1 rRNA gene is annotated in these 380 nt (G+C 57.9%); it reads left to right on the top strand.

Annotated elements, in window-relative coordinates:
* A 23S ribosomal RNA gene (locus IH48_RS0132630) occupies positions 1 to 380 on the top strand; the annotation flags it as partial.

The following is a 380-nucleotide window of genomic DNA, read 5'->3' as shown; positions in this document are numbered from 1 at the left end:
CAATAGTGATTCCGGGAGTAGCGGCGAGCGAAACTGGATGAGGCTAAACCGTTCATGTGTGATACCCGGCAGGGGTTGCGTGGGCGGGGTCGTGGGAGTGGACTTTCACTGTCTGCCGGCAGTGAGGCGAGTTAGAAACCGTATGGGTAGGCGAAGGGCATGCGAAAGGCCCGGCTAGTACCGTGAGGGAATGGTGAAAAGTACCGCGGGAGCGGAGTGAAATAGTACCTGAAACCGTGTGCCTACAAGCCGTGGGAGCGTCGCATGCAAGCTTGCTTGCATGTCGTGACTGCGTGCCTTTTGAAGAATGAGCCTGCGAGTTTGCGGTGTGTTGCGAGGTTAACCCGTGTGGGGGAGCCGTAGCGAAAGCGAGTCCGAAG

Origin of the sequence: Streptomyces sp. NRRL F-5126, from assembly GCF_000721265.1 — a bacterium.
Lineage (GTDB): Bacteria > Actinomycetota > Actinomycetes > Streptomycetales > Streptomycetaceae > Streptomyces.
The sequence above is the reverse complement of the archived record's forward strand: the minus strand, read 5'-3'. Positions and strand labels throughout refer to the sequence as shown.